Source organism: Streptomyces aurantiacus (genome assembly GCF_027107535.1).
GTDB lineage: Bacteria > Actinomycetota > Actinomycetes > Streptomycetales > Streptomycetaceae > Streptomyces.
The window spans coordinates 6302876-6317088 of record NZ_CP114283.1 but is presented as its reverse complement, the minus strand read 5'-3'; the positions used below and the strand labels follow the sequence as shown (position 1 = coordinate 6317088).

The window sequence follows — 14213 nt, the reverse complement described above, 5'->3', positions numbered from 1 at the left end:
GGTACCCGCACCCTGGCCGACAAGCGGTTTTCGCCGCACGAGGAGGGGAGCGCCATGAGTGACTACGGAACCAGGACGCCCGAGGAGGACGGCCCCGTGCCCCGGGACCTGCCGGACCAGCAGGCCCAGGAAGGCGGGGACCGCTGGGACGTCACCCCCGCCGACCCGGAGCAGGACAAGGACTCCGGTGAGGACGGGCCGAAGGCGAAGACGGACACCGAAGTCCCCGAGACCGACGAGGCGGGTACGGGCCGGCAGCCCGACGCGGACTCGAGCACCGTTCACCCCGAGGACCCCGAGCCGCAGGAGTCTCCCGCCTGAGCCGTCAGCCCGGCCCGAGCCGGCCCGTGGCTGGTCACGCCGTGGTGCGCGCCCCCTCGGGGAGGCGGCTCAGGCGAAGGCGTCGACGCCGGTGAGTTCCGCCGACAGGGCCCACAGGCGGGCCGCGGACGCCGGGTCGATCGCGTAGTCGCGGACACCGACGCGCTCGCCGTCGGCCGGGGCGGGTTCGGCGATGTCGCAGTCCTCGCAGTAGACGCCGCCCATGCCGGTCAGCTGCGGAGAGGTCGCCGCCCACACTTGGGTGGCCGCCCCCTGCTCGGGGCTCTTGAAGGCGTCGGGGACGAGCACGACGCCGTTCTCGTCGATCCAGCCGCGCTCGACCATCTCCTCCTTGGCGAGGTGCCGCTGGAGCGGGGTGAGGATGCCACCCGGGTGCAACGAGAAGGCCCGTACCCCGGAGTCCCTGCCGAGTGCGTCGAGCTGCACGGCGAACAGGACGTTGGCCGTCTTCGCCTGTCCGTACGCCTCCCACTTGTCGTAGCCCCGGCGCCAGTGCGGGTCGTCCCAGCGGATGTCGGACAGGTGGTGGCCCCCCGAGGAGACGGACACGACCCGGGCGCCGCCGGGGGCGATCGCCGGCCAGAGCCGGTTGACCAGCGCGAAGTGACCCAGGTGGTTGGTTGCGAACTGGGCCTCCCAGCCGGGCCCGACACGGGTCTCGGGGCAGGCCATGATCCCGGCGTTGCCGATGAGGACGTCGATGGTGCGGCCCGAGGCCAGGAACCGGTCCGCGAACGCCCGGACGCTCTCCAGGTCGCCGAGGTCGAGCTCGTCCACCTCGACGCCGTCGATGCCCGCGACCGCCTCGTCGGCGACCGCGCGGCGCCGCGCCGGAACGACGACCCGCGCGCCGGCCCTGCTGAGGGCGCGCGTCGTCTCCAGGCCGAGCCCCGAGTAGCCGCCGGTGACGACCGCCAGCTGTCCCGTGAGGTCCAGGCCCGCGAGTACGTCGTCCGCGGTGCTCCGGTGGCCGAAGCCCGAACCGATTTTGTGCTGTGCAGTGTTCATACCGCCGACGCTACGAACTGGAGTGCGCTCGAAGTCAAGCGGGCGGGAGCCGAACGGGCCGACCGCCGGACGTGGCGTGCGGGGCCGGCGGTCCGGGCTCCACGGGGGCATGGAAAAGGCCCCGACCGGACGGGGGAATCACGGTCGGGGCCGTCTGTGGGTGGCCACGGATGGCGGTCGCCTCTCGGCGGGGTGCTCCACAGGGCTTCAGCCGAACGATCGTCCCTGTGGGCGGAGAGTGAGGCCCGGGGACACTGTCCCATCCGCACCCACAGCTGATTTAACGGGAAACTACTGGTGCGTGTTCCCAGGTCGGACTGGTGTCACTCGTGATCTGTGTCACGGTCCGTCGCGACAGGCCGCGCCGGACACGGGCCCCACGGCGGTCAGCCGCCCGGTGCCAGAGGGCTTCCCGACAGCGAGGCGAGGAGATGGGCCGGGTCCCGGTAGACGGCGCTCGCCCCGGCCTCCTCCAGGTCGGCGCGCGGAATGCCGCCGCACAGCAGTCCCACGCAGAGGACACCCGCCCGCGTGCCCGCACGCATGTCCCAGACCGTGTCGCCGACGAAGACCGAGCGCTCGGCCGAGGCCCCGACGAGTTCCAGGGCGTGCTCCACCGGATCGGGCGCGGGCTTCCCGTGGTCCACGTCGTCCGCGCTCGCCGTCGCCCTGATGACGTCGTCCGCGCCGATGGCCCGCCGGAGCGCGTCGAGCTCCGCCCCGCCGGCGGACGTGGCCAGTACGACCGCCCAGCCGTCGCGGTCGAGACGCCGCAGCAGATCCGCGGCCCCCGGCAGGGCAGGCAGCCGCTCGAAGTACGTGCCGTACAGGGTCGTGTGCGCGGCACTGATCGAGTCGTCCTCCCCGGTGTCCCGCCCTTCGCCCAGCAGATGCGCGACCAGGTCGTCGGAGCCGAGGCCCACCGCCCGGTGGACGGCATGCATCGGCACGTCGTGCCCGGCCTGCCGGAACGCCTCCCACCAGGCCGTCACATGCAGATGGTTGGTGTCGACGAGAGTGCCGTCCACATCGAACACGGCCGCCCGCTCCATACGTCGTCCCTTCGCCGCAGTACCGAATGGTCCAAGATCTCCGAGTACCTCCTCAGGGCGCCCGCACGCCCGACGGAGTCACCCGATCCCGCGCCCAGGCCAGCAGCTCCGGCGCCGACCAGGTGGTGACCACGCGCTCCGGGGGCACCCCGCACTCCTCGGCCCGCGCACATCCGTACACCTGCCAGCCGAGCTGGCCTGGCGCGTGCGCGTCGGTGTCCACGGAGAACAGCGTGCCCGCCGCGACGGCCCGGCGGAGCAGGCGCCGCGGTGGATCCAGCCGCTCGGGCCGGCTGTTGATCTCGACCGCCGTGCCCGTTTCGGCACAGGCCGCGAACACCTCGTCCGCGTCGAACTCCGACTCCGGCCGCCCACGCCCCGTGACCAGCCGCCCCGTGCAGTGCCCCAGCACGTCCGACCGCGGATCCCGGACGGCGGCGACCATCCGCCGCGTCATCGCGGGCGCGCCCATCCGCAGTTTGGAGTGCACCGACACGACGACGACATCGAGCCGGTCCAGCAGTTCCGGCTCCTGGTCCAGGGAACCGTCGTCGAGGATGTCGCACTCGATGCCGGTGAGCAGTCGGAAGGGCGCCCAGCGCTCGTTCAGTTCCGCGACCACGTCCAGCTGCTCGCGCAGCCGCTCGGGCGACAGACCGCGGGCCACCGTGAGGCGTGGCGAGTGGTCCGTGAGGACCGCCCACTCGTGCCCGAGCCGTGCCGCGGTACGGCCCATCTCCTCGATGGGGCTGCCGCCGTCCGACCAGTCCGAATGCAGATGGCAGTCGCCGCGCAACCGCCCCGCCAGCTCCTCGCCGCCCCGGACGAGGGGCTCCTCGGCCTCCCCTTCCAGCTTCTCCAGATAGCCCGGGACCTGCCCGGCCAGCACCTCGCGCACCACCTGGGCGGTCTTCGGCCCGATGCCCTTCAGCGACTCCAGCGACCCTTCGGTCGCCCTCCGGGCCACCTCGTCGGCGGGCAGCCCCGAGACGACGCCCGCCGCCGTGCGGAACGCCCGTACGCGATAGGTGGGGGCCAGAGACCGTTCCAGCAGGAAGGCGATACGGTCCAGCGCCTCGGCCGGGTCCATGGCCCCAGCGTGGCGCAGCCCGCCCGGGTCCGCACGGCGGCCGACGGAGGCACCGTGTGCCACCATGAACTGCGAACCTCGTACGGACGCCGCCGCGCCGGCGCCGCCGAATGCCACTACTACCGACAGCGCCGCCCGAGCAGGCTTATCGGCGGCACGCGTGTGGAACCGGTGGGATCATGACTGAAATCTCAAGCCCCCACATCTCGCACCCGCGGATCACGGTGCTGGGCGTCCAGCCCGGCGATCCGCCCTTCCGCATCGTGGAGATCGACGGTGCCGTCATCGGTGAGGCCAAGAGCTTCACGGACGTCCTGATGGCCGCCGCGGCGTACGGCATCCCGGTGCACGACGCCGACGACCCGGAAGTGGTGCGCTGGGTCGGCGGCGACAAGCTCACCTGGCACCGGCGCTAGCACCTGCGCCGCCCTTCCGGGCGACGGGAGAGGGGCATCGCACCCCGCCCGGGCCCGGCTCTCGCGACCGCTCGGGGCCCTGCCTGACGCGAACACGCACTCCGCGGCCCGTGCGACCCTGCCCTGCTGCCCTGCTGCCCTGCTGCCCTGCTGCCCTGCTGCCCTGCTGGCGGACGTCTGCCCCGGCGCCGGCCACCGCGCCCGACTGCCGAGGGCGATGGCAGAGCCCGGCCACCTGCCCCGGCCACCGTCCCGACCGCCAGTCGTCGGCGGCCGACGTGGGCGATCTCGCCGTCGCCCGTGCACCGGCCGCGCGCAGCCCCGTCCGGGCCGGCAGAGTTCCGCCCCGCGGCGGCGCGTCCGGGTGAACCGCGGGGGGAGCGCGTTGACCTGCACTTTTCGCGCCGTGGTGAGCCGTCGCAGGCGGCGCGGCTGCGCGCATCGGCAGACCCCGGAAGCCGACCTCGGCGGCGCATGCGGCGACTCCCACGAGGGCATTTTGATCTTGCCGGTCGCCGGTGATCACGGCCCGGCCCGGATCTCCACGGCTTGTCCCTCCCTCGTACGACAGGAGTCGTCTTGTTCCGTCGCCTCGCCCTGCCCGCAGCCGCGCTCGCCGCCGTCGCCGTCCTCGGCGCCGCACCCGCGACGGCAGCGCCCGCCGCGCCCGCCGCGGGCTCCGTGTGCTTCTGGACCGGGGCGGGGCAGCACGGCACGTCCTGGTGCTACACACCACCGGGCTACACGGACGTACCGGAGTCCCTGCGGGACAAGGCAGCCTCGTTCCGGTCGGACGCCGACACCGCCGTGTACGCCATCGACTGGGCCCGCGGCACCTGCTACCACCGCTTGATCCGCGCCCACGACCTGGCCGACAACTGGGCCTGGGGAGCCAGACTCGACGGGGTGTCCGACACCACGATGGGCTGCGAGGTCGGCTGAGCCGTGCGACTTCCCCGCGCCCTGTGCGCCGCTGTGCTCGTCGTGGTGGCGCTGGGCGGATGCGCCACCACGACGGACGCAGGAGACAACCGGCCCGCCCTGCCGAGGACCGAGCGGGAGCGGGACGACCTCATCAAGGCAGCCCAGCAGTTCCTCGTCGAACGGTGCCTGGCCGAGCGGGGACTGTCCCCGGAGGGGGCCTTGGGCAGAGGGGCGGACGAGGGCACGGGCGACAGGGCCCGACGCCTGCAGGGAGCCCTCTTCGGCAGAGGCCGTCCTGAGCTGGCCGTCACCCTCCCCACCGGTTACACCGTCAAGGCGCACACCGACGGCTGCCTGGCCGCCGCCCATCGTGAGCTGTACGGGGACGAGCGGCGCTGGTTCCGTACCCAGGTCGTCGTGAACAACCTCCGCACCGAGGCCCGCCGGCTCCTGAAGGACGACCCCGACTACCGCATGGCGCACGCCCGTTGGGTCCGCTGCGCCGCACCCGCCGAAGGACCGAGACCCGATCGGCCCGATCCGGGCGCAGCCGCTCGTTGCGCCCGGGAGAGCGGCCTCGACGAGGTGCGTGCCCGGCTCGAACCCGGCCTGATGGCCCGGGTCCGTACCGACCGGCACGACCAGCTGACCACCTACCGGCAGCTGCGCACCCGCGCGCTGCACCGTGCGGCGGATCTGTACGCCGCACGGACCGTTGCGGAAAACCGACAGAAAGGCAGTACCCCTTCGTGATCATCAAGCGCTTCGCCCTCTCCGCCGCTGCGGCCGTCCTCGCCCTGAGCGGCGGTCTGGCCCTGGCCGCACCCGCCGGTGCCGCCAGCTGCCCCAGTGGCGACTTCTGTGTCTGGGAGAACGCGAACTTCGCCGGGCAGCGAGCCAACTGGTCCGGCGACGACGGCTGGTGGGAGAGCTGGATCGCCGACACCGACTCCTCCTGGGCCAACCACGGCATCTCCGGCCCCGGCGTCAAGGACCACGTCCGGGTGTACGAGGACGCCTGGCAGGGCGGCGCCATGACGATCTGTCTCACCCCGGGTCAGGAGGTCGGGTACAACGGCGTGGCCAACGACCGCGGAGACTCCCACACGTGGGCCATGAGGTGCTGACAGCACCCGGAGTCACGTGCGTCACCTGACCCGAGGAGGGGAGTGGCACGCCCGGGACGATCGGGCGTGCCACATGACACACGGGTCAGGTGACGCACGTGCGGTGGTCGCCGCGGGACGGGGAGTGCCGTGGCCCCGAGCAGCCGAGCCCGGCCGGGTGACCCCGGCCGGGCTCTTCCGCGGCCGGCTTCCCGCATGAGCCGGCCGTCCCCCGGTGTTGGCCGGATGTCCCGCCTCCTCAGCCGACGGTCCACTTCTGGTTGGCCGCGCCCGTGCAGGTCCACAGCTGTAGCCGGGTGCCGTTCGCCGAGCTGTTGCCCGTCACGTCCAGGCACTTGTCGGCCTGTGGATTCACGATGTCGCGTGCCGCGGTGGCCGTCCAGCGCTGGTTGGGCCCGCCCGAGCAGTCCCACAGCTGGACCGTCGAACCGTCCGCCGTGCCGTTGCCCGTGACGTCCAGACACTTGCCCAGCGCCCGGATCGAGCCGTCGGCGGCCACGGTCCACTGCTGGGCCGCGGTGCCGTTGCAGTCGTAGAGCTGCACGGGTGTGCCGTTGGCGGCGCTTGCCCCCGCCACGTCGACGCACTTTCCCGCGAGCCCCCTGACGGGCGTGCCGCCACCAGCGCCGTCCCCCGTGGTCACCTTCACCTCGTCCACGACGAGCTGATTGGGGAACACGGTCGAACCGTCCGGATCGCCCGGCCAGTAGCCGCCCACCGCGAGGTTGAGGATCAGGAAGAACGGCTTGTCGAACACCCATTGCCGGCCGCCCAGGTCGGCGGGCGTGCGCCGCTGGTAGACCGTGCCGTCCACGGACCAGGTGATCGCGCCGGGCGACCAGTCGACGGCGAAGGTGTGGAAGGCGTCGGCGAAGGCCTGGCCGCCGGGCAGCGAGTAGGCGGCGCCGATGCCGCCGGAGCCGGAGTACCCGGGGCCGTGCAGGGTGCCGTGCACGGTCGAGGGTTCGAAGCCGACGTTCTCCATGATGTCGATCTCGCCCGAGGCGGGCCAGCCGACCTGCCCGATGTCGTTGCCCAGCATCCAGAAGGCGGGCCACATTCCCTGCCCGCGCGGCACCTTCAGCCGGGCCTCGACCCGCCCGTGAGTGGTGGTGAACCTGCCTGCGGTGTTGAGGCGGGCCGAGGTGTACTCGCAACGGCCGTACCAGCACTGGTAGTTGTTCGGGTTCTCACGGCGGGCCGTGATCACCAGATGGCCCTGGCCGTCCAGGGCCGCGTTGCGGGTGCCGGACGTGTAGTACTGCCGTTCGTGGTTGTTGACGTTGTCGCCGGTCTCGAGCTGCCATTTCGAGGAGTCGACGGCCGCGCCGGCGGGACCGTCGAAGGTGTCCGAGAACGTCACCGCGGCGGCGGCTCTCGGTGTGGGGGGCACCTGCGAGTGAGCCGTCCGTACGGGATCCGCCTGTGCGGGACCGACCGCGGCGGATGCGAGGAGTACGGCGGACAGGGTGGCGAGGAGGCATCTGCGGAGCAGACGTGGTGAACCCACGACTCTCCCTTCCGTACGGCCGCCCTGTGGGGGGACGGGCCGACTGAGGTGGGGGGTGCGCGCTTCGCCTCTTGATTTAAGGAGTGAAGGAAGAAGTCGTCAAGACCTTGGTCCGGACCATCTGTTCACGGCGTGACGCCGTCCTTCAGACCTGCATGTTCCTCGGGCCGCTTCGCTCCCGGCCCTCGGTCCCGGACCCCACACCTCACGTCGACGCCGTGCTGTCACGCCTTCCGGTCGAGCCGCCTCGGATGAACCGCCCGGCTCAGCCGCCGGCCGAGGAGCAGGTAGCCGACCAGCGCGCCGGTGGTGTTGAGGATGACGTCGTCGATGTCGAAGGCGCGTCCGGTGATGAGCGCCCCCTGCACCAGCTCGACCAGCAGCATCACCGTCGCGGTCAGCAGGATCACCCGCAGAATGCCGCGCGTCCCGGGAACGAGGACGGGCAGCAGCACGCCGAAGGGGATGCCGAGGAGAAGATTGCCGCCGATCTGCTTGAACGCGTCCCGCAGTTCGGGCTGGTCCAGATAGGCGCTGAGCGAACGGCCCGGGCGGAGATTGCTGTGGATCAGCGCCTCGGAGGCCGGTGAGGGCTGGAGTGTGATCTTGGCCAGCGCGGCGGCGAAAGCCACCATGGCCGCGAAGGCGACCAGCATGACCAGGAGGCGCACCACGAGGGGCGGCCGCCTTCGCTCGCGCGGGACCTGCGAGGACCGGCGGCCGGACTTCCCGTCGCCGGAGCGGGACTTCGGGGTCCGAGGGTCCGACTTCCTGGTTCCGGAGCCCGACGTGGAGCGGAACCGAAAGGCGGTACGTGGGCGTAGCGCTGCGCGAGCCATGCAACCCTCCATTTTTCAACTGTGGTCCGGTGAAGCCTGTTACCCCCGAAGTGGCCGGGGATGCGGGTGGTGAAAGCGCCCGGGAACCTGCCGGCCGAGCGCCTCGCCGCCGGTCACCCGCGGGGCGGACCGCTTGGCGAGGCTTGCTCAGGGACCGCCGTGACGCGCTGCGGTCCGAGCACCGGCGACCAGGGCGCAGGGCCGTTCGCGGGAGCGGCCCTGCCCGGAGCGGCGGTCCTGCCCGGCGTCACCGCCGGTCGTGGCCACCGGTCCGAGAGGGCCGCCGTGCGGAGGGCGCCCGGCCGAGGGCTCATGTCCCGTAGGTCACGCGCACCTCCTTGAAGCCCAGAGAGCCCAGCAGCCCCTTGAGCATGCCGGTGGTGTTCTCCTCGGCACGGGTGGTCAGCTCGCTGTCCTTCGCGGCGTCTCCGATGTGCCGGGCGGCGAGCCGCTGGACGGCCCGCTCGTCGTTCGGGTTGTCGGAGAAGACGTCGCCGAGCCGGTCGAGGAGACCGCGCTGCTTGGAGACGGCATACGAGTGGTCGGGGTCGAGAGCGGGCTTGCCGAGGGCGGCGTGGGGGAGATTGAGGGTGGCCGACGTGCGGTCCTTGTTGACCGTCACGTCCTTGTCGCGGATCTTTCCGAGGTCGACGTACGCGTCGACGGTGCCCGCGCCCACGTACAGGGTGCGGGTGCCGCGGACGGAGTCCGGCAGGTACTTGGTGTCCTTCTCGAGATCCACCACCACCTGGAAGTTGCCCGAGGCGGCGTCGTAACGGCTGATGTCCTGGATGGACTTGAGGAGCGTGGGGCCCGTCCGGTCGTGGGTGTCCTCGCGGAACACGTCGCCCAGCCCGGGCAGCACGCTCAGTCGCAGACCTGCGAAGAGCACCACCAGAACCAGTACGACAGCGCTCACGACCTTCGCCCATCCGGGCATGCGCTTCAGGGACGTCGTCATATGGACCGTCCTCCTTCCCCCTTTGCTTGTGCCCCTCAAATGCCGTGGCAGACCGCCGCGTTGGCCGGATGGTTGACTCCGGGACGATGTGGGCGGTGGACGGGGGTGCGGCCCGGCGTCCAGGGCGTGTCAGGAGTGTCCGACCGGCGCCGGGCCACCTCCTGACCCTCTGTCACCGTCCGTCGCGCGAAGACGCCCGCGGCCGGTCAGCCCCGTCCTGTTCCCGCCGGTGAACCGGACGGTCTCCGGAGGGCCGTGACCACCAGACGCCTTCGCCATGGGTGAGTCCGGGCAGCCGCAGTTCGATGTCGCGCACATGCCGGGCGGGAACCTGCCCTGTGACCAGCCACGAGGTGTCGCCGCCCGTGATCTCCTCCACGTCCGCCGCACAGGCGGCGAGCCGGGCCGTGACGGGGGCGAGCGCGTCGAGGGGCAATTCGGTCTCGAAGGAGTGGTACGGCTCGTACACCTGTGTTCCCGCGTGCTCCAAGGCGCGGCGCAGTACCACCGGCGTGAGCCCGCGGAAGTCGCCCGCCGTGCTGATCGGCCCGACGAAGCCGGAGCGGACGAGCGTGACCCGGCAGTCCGTCACCGGCCGCCCGTGCGGGCCGCCGGCGAGGAGGGTGGTGTGCACGGTCTCCTCGATGGCCTGGTGGAAGGCGCGAGGCAGGGCGCCGAGTTCGGTCTCGTACGTGAAGACCGTCCCGCTGCCGAGGGGTCCCGGCTCGACGCGAAGGCCGATCGTCGCCCAGAAACCGGCGTGACCGTGCCGCTGGATCTCCTCGCAGGCCTCACCGGTGCCCACCGGACGCTCCAGGAACCGGATCCGGCTCGGCTCGAACTCGGCCTCGACGCCGAAGTCCTCCAGGAGCGTCGCGGCGAGGACCTCCTTCTGCACCTCGCCGTACAGGAGCAGCGCGGTGCTGCCGGCCGGCCCGGGCCGTGCGTGGATCAACGGATCCTGGTCGGCGAGGGCGAGCAGGGCCGCGCGCAGCGGCGCCGCGCGCTCGGGCCGGCGGGCGCGGACCACGGTCTCCAGCGTGGGGGCGGCGAACTGCGGGGCGCGGTCCGGGCCCCGCCCGAGGCGGTCGCCGACCCGGATGCCGGGCAGGCCGGTCACCGCGGCGATGTTGCCGGCGGTGAGCGGGCCCGGCCGCCCCACCACGTCGAGCCCGAGAACCCGGCCGGGCACCTCCGTCTCCCCGCCGTCCGCCTCCCGCCGCAGGAACGCGAGGTGCTGACGCTGTGTCACCTCGCCCTCGAACAGGCGAAGGTAGGCGGTTCGCCCGCCGTCGGCACGGGTGCGTACGGCGAAGACCGTGCCGCGCGGCTCCCTCGTGTCCGGCGCGGCGGGCGCCGACGGCGCCGGGATCAACCGGGGCAGGGCTTCGACGAGTTGGGGGATGCCCTGGCCGCCGAGCGCCGACCCGAAGAGGACCGGATGCAGCGAGCCGTCGGCGGTTCGCGCGGCGAGTGCCGCTCGTAGGTCGTCGGCGGTCGGCGGCGGGCCGTCCACGACGGCCGCGAGGACGGCGGGGTCGGCCTCGGCGAGCGCCTCCGTCGTACGCGGTCCGTCGACAGGGCGTGGCACGACCTCGGCGCGTGCGGTGCCGATGCCGCGCACGCCCGTGAGCGGGACGATGTGCGGGGTCAGCCTGCGCCGGATGTCGTCGAGCAGGCCCTCCTCGCGAGCGCCGGGGCGGTCGATCTTGTTCACGAAGACGAGCGTGGGCAGCCGGAGCCGCCGCAGGGTCTTCATGAGCACGCGGGTCTGGGCCTGGACACCCTCCACGGCGGACAGCAGCAGCACCGCTCCGTCGAGGACCTCCAGGGCTCGCTCGACCTCCGCGATGAAGTCGGAGTGCCCGGGGGTGTCGATCAGGTTGATCTGTACGTCCCCGGCCGTGAACGCGGCGACCGCCGAACGGATGGTGATGCCGCGCTGCCGCTCGATCGCGCCGTCGTCCGTACGGGTGTCGCCCGCGTCGACGCTGCCGAGCCGGTCGGTGACACCGGAGTCGAAGAGCAGCCGCTCGGTGAGGCTGGTCTTACCGGCGTCGACGTGCGCCAGGATGCCGATGTTCAGGGTGCGTGAAGTCCCCGATACGTACGGGGTGTTCAAGGAAGGCATGTGTGGTCGGGTCCTCGAGAACTGTCGTCCGGCGGGGGCGAGGGGTTCCGAGGAAACGGCGCATTCGTGCTCCTGGGGCAGGGAAGGGTGAAGGGCCATCATGGCCCGTTCGTGCGGCCCGGGCGCAACCGGTTTTCCGTCCGCGACGGCCGGGACCGGAGGGGCTCAGGGCGCCGGGACGGGGGATGTCATAAGGACTCCGAGGCGGCCTCGGGGCGGTCGAGGGCCTCGTCCAGGCTCGACAGCGGCGGCATGACCTCGACGAGCCCCGTGACGTGCAGGATGCGCAGGGTCAGCGGATGGGTGCACACCAGGTGCAGGCGGCCGCCGTGGGCGAGGACCCGGCGCCTGGCCCGGTACAGCAGACGCAGGCCCGAGCAGTCGAAGAACTCGATGTGCCGGAGGTCGAGGACGACCTGGGCGGCCGGGCGTCCCGTCGCAGCGTCCAGGGCCGGGATGATGTCCAGCGCCGCGATGATGTCGATCTCGCCGTGGAACTCCAGCACGGTGTGTCCGCGGTCCTCGTGCACGCGCAGATGCCCGGAGAGCGGCGCGGAGTCGTGGCGCACGACGACATCACCTCCTACTGGGTCACCGGGGGCCAGGGTGACGTCGTTCCGTGAGCGTGGAAGCGGCGTGGCACGGCAGCAGGCCGCTCCACCGACCCTCACTCAGCAAGTTACCCTCGTTGGAGCGAATTTCAGCATGTTCGATTGACATATGTCTGTCATTTAAGAGACGTGTCGCGATCCGGATGCGCCCCGTGGTGCGCCCCCGGGTCCTAGGACAGCGCCTGCCATGCCTTCGAGAGCGCCTGCCGGAACTGGTCCGTCTGGTGCGCGGTGAGATCGCTGACCATCCGCTCCTCCAGCCGTCGTACGGGCTCGGCGTGCCGCGAGAGCAGATCGCGGCCAGACTCGGTGAGAAGGATCAGCAGCTCGCGGCGGTTGCGCGGATTGCGCTCGCGCCGTACGAGACCGCGGGTCTCCAGGGCGCGGACCACGTCGGCCACGGACTGCGCCGTCACGAACGAGTCCCGTGCGAGCTGCGCCGCGGACAGGCCGTCGTGCCGCTCCAGGACGGTGAGCGAGGTGTACTGCAGCGCTGTGATCCCCGCCGGCTTCAGCAACTCGTCAAGGTGGGAACGCACGACGAGTTCGACCTGCTTGACCATGTAGAGGAGCGACGGGGGTGCCTTGGTGACGACCATGGGTTCAGCCTAAGGCATTGACAGGAAACCTGTCTGTAATGAGACTGCGGACCAACAGGAATCCTGTTTGTTGAAATCTTGGCGATCAAAGCTGAGGAGTGGGCAATGACGACCACCTTCGAGAGTGGCCCCGGGCAGCTGTTCATCGGCGGACAGTGGCGCGAGGCGGCCGACGGGGCGCGTACCGACGTGATCGACCCGTCCACGGGACAGGTGGTCACGACGGTCGCCGAGGCGGGCGCGGTCGACGTCGACGCCGCGGTACGGGCCGCACGCGACGCCTTCACCAACGGCCCCTGGGCCGGCCTGAGCGGCCGCGAGCGCGGACGGGTGCTGCACCGTGTGGCCGAGCTGATCCGGGAGAACGCCGACGACATCGCGGCCCTGGAGAGCCGGGACGTCGGCAAGCCGATCACGCTCTGCCACGCCGTCGACGTGACGAACGCGGCCAACGACTACGAGTACTACGCCTCCCTCGCCTGGACCCTGGACGGCGCGACCCGCGACACCCCGCTCAACGGTCTCGCCTACACCCGGCGCGGCCCGATCGGCGTGGTCGCCGCGATCACGCCCTTCAACTTCCCGCTGATCCTCTCCGGCTCGAAGATCGCCCCGGCCCTGGCGGCCGGGAACACGGTCGTGCACAAGCCCGCCGAGGAGACCCCGCTCAGCGCCCTCTACATGGCCGGCCTGCTGAAGAAGGCGGGTGTGCCGGACGGTGTCTACAACGTCGTCACCGGCACGGGACCGGTCGCGGGAGAGGCGCTGCTGCGCAATCCCGGCATCGACAAGATCGCCTTCACCGGGTCGACGGCGGTCGGCCGGCACGCGGCGAGCATCGCGGGTGAGGGCCTGAAGCCGGTCACCATGGAGCTCGGCGGCAACGCGGCGCACATCGTCTTCGAGGACGCCGACGTCGAGAAGGCCATCGGCGCCGTCATCAAGGGATTCGTCTTCAACACCGGCCAGTTCTGCATGGGCGGGCCGCGCCTGCTCGTCGCGCGCCCGCTGTACGACACCGTCGTCGGCATCCTCGCCGAGGCCGTCCCCGGCGTCCCGGTCGGCGACCCCCGCGATCCCGGGACCGTCGTCGGGCCGATGGCGGGCCTGCGGCACCTGGAGAAGGTCGAGGAGTACGTCGAACTGGCCCGCAAGGAGGGTGGCCGCATCGTGTGCGGCGGTGAGCGCCTCGACCTGAACGGCGGCTTCTACTACAAGCCCACCGTCATCGCCGGCCTGGCGAACGACTCCCGGGTCGTCCAGGAGGAGATCTTCGGTCCGGTCCTCACCGTGCAGCCCTTCGACTCCGAGGACGAGGCCGTCGAGCTGGCCAACTCCACGCCGTACGGCCTGGCTTCGGGCCTGCAGACCACCGACCTCACCCGAGCGCACCGCGTCGCCGACAGGCTCCAGGCGGGCATCGTGTGGATCAACGACTGGGCGATGCTCGACCCCGCGGTGCCCTTCGGCGGGGTCAAGGCCTCCGGCTTCGGCCGTGAGTACGGGCCCGAGGGGCTCGCCTCCTACACCAAGGTCAAGTCCGTCGTCGTCTCGCTCGACTGAGCGGCCCCGCAGGTCCACCATCGATTCAGGGAGTTCGCAG

At 71.8% G+C, this 14213-nt stretch carries 15 protein-coding genes; 6 read left to right on the top strand and 9 right to left on the bottom strand.

The window, feature by feature from the left end:
* Nucleotides 1-54 precede the first annotated feature (54 nt).
* A complete protein-coding gene (locus O1Q96_RS30300) occupies nt 55-321 on the top strand; it encodes a hypothetical protein (protein WP_269251189.1) in 267 nt (88 codons plus the stop codon).
* A gap of 69 nt (nt 322-390) precedes the next feature.
* On the opposite strand, the gene O1Q96_RS30295 is transcribed toward O1Q96_RS30300, so the two are convergent.
* The 3 genes from O1Q96_RS30295 to O1Q96_RS30285 form a co-directional block, all read right to left on the bottom strand.
* On the bottom strand, nt 391-1350 hold the full coding sequence (locus tag O1Q96_RS30295; protein WP_269251188.1) for an SDR family NAD(P)-dependent oxidoreductase: 960 nt from the start codon (nt 1348-1350) through the stop codon (nt 391-393).
* 386 nt (nt 1351-1736) lie between these two features.
* Nucleotides 1737-2402 (bottom strand): HAD family hydrolase, encoded by a 666-nt coding sequence (locus O1Q96_RS30290; RefSeq protein ID WP_269251187.1) that lies wholly within the window; start codon nt 2400-2402, stop codon nt 1737-1739.
* A gap of 52 nt (nt 2403-2454) precedes the next feature.
* Entirely contained in the window at nt 2455-3492 is a 1038-nt protein-coding gene (locus tag O1Q96_RS30285; protein WP_269253779.1) for a PHP domain-containing protein, read from the bottom strand.
* 179 nt (nt 3493-3671) lie between these two features.
* On the opposite strand from O1Q96_RS30285, the gene O1Q96_RS30280 reads away from it, so the two are divergent.
* The 4 genes from O1Q96_RS30280 (at nt 3672) to O1Q96_RS30265 (ending at nt 5959) form a co-directional block, all read left to right on the top strand.
* A complete protein-coding gene (locus tag O1Q96_RS30280; RefSeq protein ID WP_269251186.1) occupies nt 3672-3908 on the top strand; it encodes a hypothetical protein in 237 nt (78 codons plus the stop codon).
* A 579-nt stretch (nt 3909-4487) separates the two neighbouring features.
* Nucleotides 4488-4850: a hypothetical protein gene (locus O1Q96_RS30275; RefSeq protein WP_269251185.1), complete on the top strand. Its 363-nt coding sequence runs from the start codon at nt 4488-4490 to the stop codon at nt 4848-4850.
* Nucleotides 4851-4853: 3 nt separating this feature from the next.
* Nucleotides 4854-5585 (top strand): hypothetical protein, encoded by a 732-nt coding sequence (locus O1Q96_RS30270; protein ID WP_269251184.1) that lies wholly within the window; start codon nt 4854-4856, stop codon nt 5583-5585.
* Nucleotides 5586-5587: 2 nt separating this feature from the next.
* Nucleotides 5588-5959, top strand: a complete 372-nt coding sequence (locus O1Q96_RS30265) for a peptidase inhibitor family I36 protein (protein WP_269253778.1) — start codon at nt 5588-5590, stop codon at nt 5957-5959.
* Nucleotides 5960-6197: 238 nt separating this feature from the next.
* Here O1Q96_RS30265 and O1Q96_RS30260 read toward each other — a convergent pair whose 3' ends face one another.
* From O1Q96_RS30260 to O1Q96_RS30235, 6 genes are all read right to left on the bottom strand, one after another.
* On the bottom strand, nt 6198-7469 hold the full coding sequence (locus O1Q96_RS30260; RefSeq protein WP_269251183.1) for a ricin-type beta-trefoil lectin domain protein: 1272 nt from the start codon (nt 7467-7469) through the stop codon (nt 6198-6200).
* A gap of 224 nt (nt 7470-7693) precedes the next feature.
* Nucleotides 7694-8308 (bottom strand): VanZ family protein, encoded by a 615-nt coding sequence (locus O1Q96_RS30255; RefSeq protein WP_269251182.1) that lies wholly within the window; start codon nt 8306-8308, stop codon nt 7694-7696.
* Nucleotides 8309-8618: 310 nt separating this feature from the next.
* Nucleotides 8619-9269 (bottom strand): DUF4230 domain-containing protein, encoded by a 651-nt coding sequence (locus O1Q96_RS30250; RefSeq protein WP_269251181.1) that lies wholly within the window; start codon nt 9267-9269, stop codon nt 8619-8621.
* A gap of 172 nt (nt 9270-9441) precedes the next feature.
* Nucleotides 9442-11400: a tetracycline resistance ribosomal protection protein Otr(A) gene (gene otr(A), locus O1Q96_RS30245; protein ID WP_269251180.1), complete on the bottom strand. Its 1959-nt coding sequence runs from the start codon at nt 11398-11400 to the stop codon at nt 9442-9444.
* Nucleotides 11401-11588: 188 nt separating this feature from the next.
* Nucleotides 11589-11969, bottom strand: coding sequence for an anti-sigma factor antagonist (locus tag O1Q96_RS30240; protein ID WP_269251179.1), 381 nt, complete (start codon nt 11967-11969; stop codon nt 11589-11591).
* 212 nt (nt 11970-12181) lie between these two features.
* Nucleotides 12182-12610, bottom strand: coding sequence for a MarR family winged helix-turn-helix transcriptional regulator (locus O1Q96_RS30235; protein ID WP_269251178.1), 429 nt, complete (start codon nt 12608-12610; stop codon nt 12182-12184).
* Between the two features lie 105 nt (nt 12611-12715).
* Between O1Q96_RS30235 and O1Q96_RS30230 the strand changes: the two genes are divergently transcribed.
* Entirely contained in the window at nt 12716-14173 is a 1458-nt protein-coding gene (locus O1Q96_RS30230; protein ID WP_269251177.1) for an aldehyde dehydrogenase family protein, read from the top strand.
* The last annotated feature ends 40 nt before the right edge of the window (nt 14174-14213 follow it).

Excerpts from the sequence above, each read along its gene's own strand:
- O1Q96_RS30230 (WP_269251177.1), top strand. The coding sequence starts at position 12,716 with ATGACGACCACCTTCGAGAGTGGCCCCGGGCAGCTGTTCATCGGCGGA.
- O1Q96_RS30250 (WP_269251181.1), bottom strand. The coding sequence starts at position 9,269 with ATGACGACGTCCCTGAAGCGCATGCCCGGATGGGCGAAGGTCGTGAGC.
- O1Q96_RS30235 (WP_269251178.1), bottom strand. The coding sequence starts at position 12,610 with ATGGTCGTCACCAAGGCACCCCCGTCGCTCCTCTACATGGTCAAGCAG.
- O1Q96_RS30295 (WP_269251188.1), bottom strand. The coding sequence starts at position 1,350 with ATGAACACTGCACAGCACAAAATCGGTTCGGGCTTCGGCCACCGGAGC.
- O1Q96_RS30280 (WP_269251186.1), top strand. The coding sequence starts at position 3,672 with ATGACTGAAATCTCAAGCCCCCACATCTCGCACCCGCGGATCACGGTG.
- O1Q96_RS30290 (WP_269251187.1), bottom strand. The coding sequence starts at position 2,402 with ATGGAGCGGGCGGCCGTGTTCGATGTGGACGGCACTCTCGTCGACACC.
- O1Q96_RS30285 (WP_269253779.1), bottom strand. The coding sequence starts at position 3,492 with ATGGACCCGGCCGAGGCGCTGGACCGTATCGCCTTCCTGCTGGAACGG.
- O1Q96_RS30300 (WP_269251189.1), top strand. The coding sequence starts at position 55 with ATGAGTGACTACGGAACCAGGACGCCCGAGGAGGACGGCCCCGTGCCC.
- O1Q96_RS30255 (WP_269251182.1), bottom strand. The coding sequence starts at position 8,308 with ATGGCTCGCGCAGCGCTACGCCCACGTACCGCCTTTCGGTTCCGCTCC.